This is a genomic window from Peptostreptococcus russellii, assembly GCF_900110295.1.
Classification (GTDB): domain Bacteria; phylum Bacillota; class Clostridia; order Peptostreptococcales; family Peptostreptococcaceae; genus Peptostreptococcus; species Peptostreptococcus russellii_A.
In genome coordinates this window covers 1-6,322 of sequence record NZ_FODF01000037.1, presented here as the reverse complement: position 1 = coordinate 6,322, position 6,322 = coordinate 1, and the positions used below count along the sequence as shown (strand labels likewise).

General features: G+C 30.4%; 10 protein-coding genes. 7 read left to right on the top strand and 3 right to left on the bottom strand.

Annotated features, from left to right (window positions below; translation table 11 throughout):
• Positions 1–88 precede the first annotated feature (88 nt).
• The 3 genes from BMY82_RS08935 to BMY82_RS08925 all read right to left on the bottom strand — a co-directional run bounded on the left by BMY82_RS08935 (position 89) and on the right by BMY82_RS08925 (position 3,097).
• Positions 89–1,138: a tyrosine-type recombinase/integrase gene (locus BMY82_RS08935; protein ID WP_091976207.1), complete on the bottom strand. Its 1,050-nt coding sequence runs from the start codon at positions 1,136–1,138 to the stop codon at positions 89–91.
• A gap of 73 nt (positions 1,139–1,211) precedes the next feature.
• On the bottom strand, positions 1,212–2,282 hold the full coding sequence (locus BMY82_RS08930) for a cell wall-binding repeat-containing protein (protein WP_091976206.1): 1,071 nt from the start codon (positions 2,280–2,282) through the stop codon (positions 1,212–1,214).
• Positions 2,283–2,323: 41 nt separating this feature from the next.
• Positions 2,324–3,097 carry an XRE family transcriptional regulator gene (locus tag BMY82_RS08925; protein WP_091976205.1) on the bottom strand — a complete coding sequence of 258 codons (774 nt, stop codon included), beginning with the start codon at positions 3,095–3,097 and terminating at the stop codon, positions 2,324–2,326.
• 171 nt (positions 3,098–3,268) lie between these two features.
• Here BMY82_RS08925 and BMY82_RS08920 point away from each other — a divergent pair, with 171 nt between their 5' ends.
• The 7 genes from BMY82_RS08920 (at position 3,269) to BMY82_RS08890 (ending at position 6,178) form a co-directional block, all read left to right on the top strand.
• Complete coding sequence (locus tag BMY82_RS08920; protein WP_091976204.1) at positions 3,269–3,472, top strand: helix-turn-helix domain-containing protein; 204 nt, start codon at positions 3,269–3,271, stop codon at positions 3,470–3,472.
• Between the two features lie 44 nt (positions 3,473–3,516).
• Positions 3,517–4,302 carry a phage antirepressor gene (locus tag BMY82_RS08915; RefSeq protein ID WP_091976203.1) on the top strand — a complete coding sequence of 262 codons (786 nt, stop codon included), beginning with the start codon at positions 3,517–3,519 and terminating at the stop codon, positions 4,300–4,302.
• Position 4,303: 1 nt separating this feature from the next.
• Positions 4,304–4,513 carry a hypothetical protein gene (locus tag BMY82_RS08910; protein ID WP_091976202.1) on the top strand — a complete coding sequence of 70 codons (210 nt, stop codon included), beginning with the start codon at positions 4,304–4,306 and terminating at the stop codon, positions 4,511–4,513.
• A 341-nt stretch (positions 4,514–4,854) separates the two neighbouring features.
• Complete coding sequence (locus tag BMY82_RS08905; RefSeq protein WP_091976201.1) at positions 4,855–5,166, top strand: hypothetical protein; 312 nt, start codon at positions 4,855–4,857, stop codon at positions 5,164–5,166.
• Positions 5,167–5,301: 135 nt separating this feature from the next.
• The gene (locus BMY82_RS08900; protein WP_091976200.1) at positions 5,302–5,574 is read left to right on the top strand and encodes a hypothetical protein; all 273 of its coding nucleotides are present in this window, start codon (positions 5,302–5,304) and stop codon (positions 5,572–5,574) included.
• A gap of 2 nt (positions 5,575–5,576) precedes the next feature.
• Positions 5,577–5,843: a hypothetical protein gene (locus BMY82_RS08895; protein WP_091976199.1), complete on the top strand. Its 267-nt coding sequence runs from the start codon at positions 5,577–5,579 to the stop codon at positions 5,841–5,843.
• Between the two features lie 11 nt (positions 5,844–5,854).
• The gene (locus BMY82_RS08890) at positions 5,855–6,178 is read left to right on the top strand and encodes a hypothetical protein (protein WP_091976198.1); all 324 of its coding nucleotides are present in this window, start codon (positions 5,855–5,857) and stop codon (positions 6,176–6,178) included.
• Positions 6,179–6,322: the final 144 nt, after the last annotated feature.

The following is a 6,322-nucleotide window of genomic DNA, read 5'->3' as shown; positions in this document are numbered from 1 at the left end:
TGAATTTGTTAGATAATTTTATTATGGAGACGTTGAAAAATAAAGGTTTTTGCGAGAAGAGGGAGAGGTGAAGGGGAATAAAAGGGGATTATAAAATATTCACCTTCCTAAATTTTTCTTTTTCTTGTTCTCTCATTTTGTTTGTTGCATGTAGATATACCTTTTTAGTTATGCTGCTATCTTCATGTCCTAATCTTCTTTGTATTTCTTCTAGCGTAAACCCTAGTTCTGCCAGTAAAGAAGCGTGTGTATGTCTAAATTTGTGTAAATCCGTTGGGAGTTCTCTAATCTGCAAAAGGGCATGTATAGCTCGATATGTATATAGTTCCCCTTTTCTATTAGTAAAAATTAAATCGGATTTTATGCCGTGAATCCTCTTTAAAAGTTTAGTTTCCGCAATAATTTGGATACTTCTTTTATTCAAAACAATAACTCTAGTAGATGCTTTAGTTTTAGTAGTATCTATATTTCTTTTATACAATCTTTTATCTATTGTAAGTTCATCCCCATTAACATCGCTGTAAGTAAGTGCTAGACATTCTCCAATTCTCAGTCCTGTATTTACTAAAAATTCTATTATGTATGCAAGATTATTATCTACATATGTATTATTTTTTCTAATTTTATTCAGTATCTCTTGCACTTCCTCACGTTCATAGTATAGCTTATCTTTCTTTACTTTTTTTGGTTTTTTCTTAATTAATTTATCTGATATCTTTATATTAATTATATCTTTATTGTATGCGAAATTTAGAATATTTTTTAATGTTTTTATATCAGTAGCAGTACAGTTTTCTATTTTTTTATTTATAATAACCGGTGTAAATCTATTTACAATTGCATCTCTATCAATAAAATTATATAAGCGATTAATTAAATATTTGTAAGTTTCTTTAGAAGAATACTTTAATTCTTTTTCTTTTAAGAACATAGAAATCAATTCTTCGAATGTAATATCTCCTGTGGATATTGCTGTCTTTTCATTTATCTTTTTTTCAAGTTCCCTTATTGCCCTTTTTCGCGTTTGAGCGTTTTCTTTATCAAAAGTTACGGAAACACGCCTATATTTATTTGTTAGCGGATCTTTATAAGTTTCTATAAATTTAACTTTTCCATTTGGTAAATTTTCTGTATACATTTTTCATACTCCTTTTTATAAACATATGTTCTTTTTATTATGTATAGAAAGCAGGGGATAACCCTGCTAACTGTTAATTTAATGCCCTTAATTCATTCTCAACATCTTTTGAAACTGAACTTTCACCACCAACTATAATAATATTTTTAATATTGTTATCTTGTATGTATTGTTTAGTATTTTTATTTAATTTGTTAGATCTGGTAAGTAATATTGCTCCGTTTGTATGCATGGCAACAGTTCCAGACGATAAAGCATCGGCATAATTTTCTCCGTTAACTATAATTGCAGTGTTTATGTCTTTATTTAAAACGGGTTTGTAAGCTTTTGCAATTTCAACTGCGGTTTGGTATCTATCCCCACCTGCCAGTCTACCGGAATAACATTCTCCATAATTACCTTCTTCATCAATCCACGTTTCTTTAACTAATCCAAGTAGGAATTCGTCGCTATGGAGGCTAACATAGTCGGGTGGTATAGAATCACTTCCCCCTATAATAAAACCGTATCCATCTTTTATAGGATATTCTTCGTTATATCTAAAAGGATATAGGGCCATCTTGTATTTTCGAGCCAACAAAGATGTAAATGGAATTACAGAAAGCAAGTCTGGGAATTTATTATCGTTAATTAGTATAGCGTTCGAAATATCTCCTTTGGCATCATCGTTCCAAAGTGTATTAAATATTGTAATATCTACGAATCCAGGGATGTCTTCGTAGTAATGATCTTTCATATTATTTGTGACCCTTTTTATTTTTATCTGTCTAGATAGTAGCGTGTTATCAATGCTTTTGTCTAAATATTCATAATCACCGATAACATAAATGGTTTTAATTCCCAGTCTAGCCATTTCGTTTAGTGTACTTGTTTTTATCCCATGTTTTTCATTTACGAAGTAGGGGACATTTAAAGCATTTGCTAATTGACTAGCATATAATGCCCCTTTAAAATCATTGCCACTTACCAGAACACCCAAATTCCCATTTGCTTTATTAAAAAACTTTTGAGTAGTTTTTAAAGCTGTTTCATATCTATCCTTGCCAGCTATTCTGGATACATTTGTATCTGCGAATACCGGTACAGTTGAAGTAAGAATAAAAGTAAATGTTAGAAATAATGCTTTTATTTTTTTTAGTTTCATAAATATCCTCCTAAAAGCTATAAAATCATTGAAGTATAAATTTATTTTACAGGCGTAAAACTATCTACAACTTTACCTATTATGTTAAAATAGATCCCTGGTTCTATAGGTATATTAATTTTTATAGGTTCGTACTTATCATTAATAGAAACCAATCTATATCTATCCCCATCGTTGTATAGTTTTTTAACATAAGATTTCCCATCATAATCTATTGCATAAATATCACCATTAACATTATCATAACCTTGTTTTAAAAGTATTATATCCCCATCGTTAAATTTAGGGAACATACTATCTCCAGATACCATTGTAGCAAAGTCATACGGTTTTAAATCGTTTCTATCTGTATAATAAGTAGTATATTCATTGTTTCCGTAAGTATAACCTATACCAGCAGCACAAGCGGATATTACATTTATAGGATACAATTTATTTTCATCCGTATTCGTTTTTTCTACACCTTTATTTTTCTTTTCTACTAATTTATTAGAAAAATCTACTAATATAGTTCTATCTTCCTTATTTAACTTATCATAGTTTTCATTTAATATTCGCTTTTCTACGGTTTCTTGTGACTTATTACTTTTATCTTCTGTACTTAGAGAAGCGTTATTTTTTACATTGTCACATTCCAGTAGATCCAATGGAGAAATACCTAGTGCCTTTGAAACAGAAATAATATTATTCTGTTTCATATTTTCAATATTTCCAGATTCCCATCTAGATACCGTACCCTCACTAACTCCAACTTTTTTAGCTAGTTGGGACATTGTTAGTCCTAACTTTTCTCTATTTTCTTTTATTACACTCACTTCACTTTACCTCCTCTCTGTACTTTTAATGATAACAAGAAATAACCATAAACGCAAGAAAAAAAGCAAATAATAAAAAAAACTTGCACAAACGCATTGACAATATAAAAAAATGGTGCTATCATAGATTTAAACAAACTTACGTAAATGCAAGAAAGAGGAGGTGAGAAAATGACAGATAAAAATTTATTAATGTATTATATGGCGAAAAAAAATTTAAATAACAATGGTTTAGCCAGAGTACTTGGTATAAGTGTATCATCTCTCTATAGAAAAAAGAGCGGTATTAGCGATTTTACGAGAAATGAAATACAGTCTATAAAAAAAGAACTTGACTTAAATGGCGAAGAAGTAATGAGAATTTTTTTTAATTAAAAACTTGCGTAAACGCAAGAAAAAATGAACAGGGAGGTAAACAAATGAACGAATTACAAATATTTAACAACAGTGAGTTTGGAGAAGTAAGAGTTTTAGAAATTAACAATGAACCTTGGTTTGTTGGAAAAGATGTTGCAGAGGTACTAGGATATAAGGATATAAATAGAGCAGTGAAACAACATGTAGCAGCAGAGGACTTACAAGCTTGTAACTACAAGGCTTACGGCGATTTATACCCTAGCCTCTGGAACAATATTAATGATTTTTCAAACAAAATTTTAATTAATGAATCAGGATTGTACGATTTAATATTCGCAAGCGAATTACCAAGTGCAAAGAAATTCAAGAGATGGGTAACAAGTGAGGTACTTCCAACAATTAGGAAACATGGTATGTATGCAACAGAAGAATTACTAGCTAATCCGGACTTGCTTATAAGCGTGGCACAAGAATTAAAGGTTGAAAGAGAAAAAAGAAAAACATTGGAAGCAGAAAGAGAAACGAATAAGCCAAAAGTATTATTTGCCGATAGTGTTCAATCTAGTAAAAAATCAATTTTGGTAGGAGAATTGGCTAAGTTGATAAAACAAAACGGAGTAGACATTGGCCAAAACAGATTATTCGCATGGCTTAGAAAAGAAGGTTACTTAATAAGCCGTAAAGGTGAAAGCTTTAACCTCCCTACACAAAGGTCAATGGAACTTGGAGTGTTGGAGATAAAGGAGAGTACACATATTAATCCAGATGGATCTGTAAGACTTACAAAGACACCAAAGGTTACAGGCAAGGGACAAATATATTTTATTAATAAGTTTAGAGGAGTGTAAAATGAGAGATTTAATAGAATTAAGCAATGAATATAAAGATGAAAAAGCCTTTAAAAAAGAGATTGCTAAAGATTTAAAAAAGACAATAGCTAGTATGCAAGAAGAAACATTGGCTGAAGCTATTGAGTCAGTATCAGCCAATGTCAAAAAGCAAAAGTACGAGATTACATTAAGTTTTGATTTTTGCAGTAATCAAGTGCCTTTGAAGTAAGTTTAAATTCGAACAAAATATCCCCTGGTATATCATATGAGGTTAAATCATAGTTATCACTAATAGGGATTATAAAATCACTTTGTATAAGTATTGGAAAGTTACTTATAAAACACATAAGCTCATCTTGATTATGAGCTATGAGTTGTATAGTGTCGGCTTTGTGTTCATTTCTAAATTTTAAAGCAAGTTTTAGTATATAGTCTGAATTCATACAAAATAGCTCCTTTCTATATATTTCAGTACGGCAATACTGATAAGGATATTATAACACAGCGAGAGATATATACATGGAATGATGACACATTAAAGTAAAAAATAAAAATAATTAGGAGGAAAAAATGATAATAGACGCAGTAGTTAAGGCAGACAAGTTTTTAAGAGCAAGAGATATACCCGAGATTTTTAACTTGGGGTCTACAGGAGCAAATAAAAGATTAGCAGAATTTGAATATGAGACAAATAGAATAGATAGCAAGATTCCACATATGGCATATATAAAGGCTGCGGGGGCAGTATTAGTCCATTATCTGGCGTTTTGGTACTTCTTAAAGTATAGAGAAATCCTTTTAGATGAAACAGCTAGAAAGAGATTAGAACCCTTTAATGTCAAAGATTTTAAGGATCTTATTGTAGATGAAAAAATTAAATAAAAAGGAGAAGATAAATAAAATGAGCGTAGATAGAATGGGTGTAAATATATTAGGGGCAATAAAATATGGTTTTTTAATAATACTAGAGTACATATGTATGTACCTTAGATGGGCTAACCAGTAAGGAGAATAAAAATGAAAAGAAAAAATATTATTCATGCGACGCATACAGGTCGTGGGAGTCAAACGGATTTAGCTTGGGGAAATAGGAAGGATTATAACTTTAAAGATTTAAAGATAGGTAAACATTACAAAATATTTGTAGCTGGAGATACCAGAAATGGGATTAAAACCTTAAAAATGAAGCTTGTTGATGTAAACCCTTTTTACATTAGCTTTTTACACAAAAACGGCTATAGGGAATGTTTCCCAAATCATATAAATCTTACTAGATTGGAAGAGGTGTAAGTATGAAGTATCAAGATTTTGAAGTGATGAGAAAAAAGGCAATCTTATATGATACATATATAAGAAGTAGAGAGATAGCAGAAAACTTTAGAGCAACTGTAGAGGCTTTTAACGCATATGAAGATAGCATAGGGGATTCTACTAAAAGAATGGTTTGGCTAGATCCTAAGGATAAGAAAGTTAAAAGGATAGAAAAACTGGATACACCAGAAGGGAACAACTTGCTCAACCTTATAAAGAGTAAAGAGTTAAGGGAAACGTTTTTATAGGAGGTAAAAATATGTATATAGAAAAGAGTATTAAATGGATTGACAGAAATATAGAGTGGATTAAAGCTTTAGATCCATTAAGTATATATATTAGTCCACTAACAAAGAAGGTAGAGATACATGCAAATGGAGATAAAAAAGCAACTAAAGAATATTTTAAGGAATATGTAAGTTTAATAAAGATGGAAAGACGCAGAGGAACTGAGTTTCCTTGCACTATTTCCAGCAAAAATATAGCTGTATTTGCTTTTTTTACAGAAAAGCAACTAGAAGAAATGGGGATAAAAAGAAAAGAGCTGCTGCAAAGCAACAACTCAATTCACAATCCTTACTAAATATAAAACATATTATGGATAATTGTAACACAAATGAAGAAATAAAGAAAGATATTAAAGGAGAAAAAAGTAATGAGATACAAAGATCTAAAAGAAGAAATATTACTAAGCTGTATAGAAACTCAGGTTGGTTATATAAAAGAG

Bases quoted from the DNA above. Each gene is read 5' to 3' on its own strand.
- BMY82_RS08935 (WP_091976207.1), bottom strand. From the start codon at position 1,138: ATGTATACAGAAAATTTACCAAATGGAAAAGTTAAATTTATAGAAACT.
- BMY82_RS08930 (WP_091976206.1), bottom strand. From the start codon at position 2,282: ATGAAACTAAAAAAAATAAAAGCATTATTTCTAACATTTACTTTTATT.
- BMY82_RS08920 (WP_091976204.1), top strand. From the start codon at position 3,269: ATGACAGATAAAAATTTATTAATGTATTATATGGCGAAAAAAAATTTA.
- BMY82_RS08915 (WP_091976203.1), top strand. From the start codon at position 3,517: ATGAACGAATTACAAATATTTAACAACAGTGAGTTTGGAGAAGTAAGA.
- BMY82_RS08910 (WP_091976202.1), top strand. From the start codon at position 4,304: ATGAGAGATTTAATAGAATTAAGCAATGAATATAAAGATGAAAAAGCC.
- BMY82_RS08905 (WP_091976201.1), top strand. From the start codon at position 4,855: ATGATAATAGACGCAGTAGTTAAGGCAGACAAGTTTTTAAGAGCAAGA.
- BMY82_RS08900 (WP_091976200.1), top strand. From the start codon at position 5,302: ATGAAAAGAAAAAATATTATTCATGCGACGCATACAGGTCGTGGGAGT.
- BMY82_RS08895 (WP_091976199.1), top strand. From the start codon at position 5,577: ATGAAGTATCAAGATTTTGAAGTGATGAGAAAAAAGGCAATCTTATAT.
- BMY82_RS08890 (WP_091976198.1), top strand. From the start codon at position 5,855: ATGTATATAGAAAAGAGTATTAAATGGATTGACAGAAATATAGAGTGG.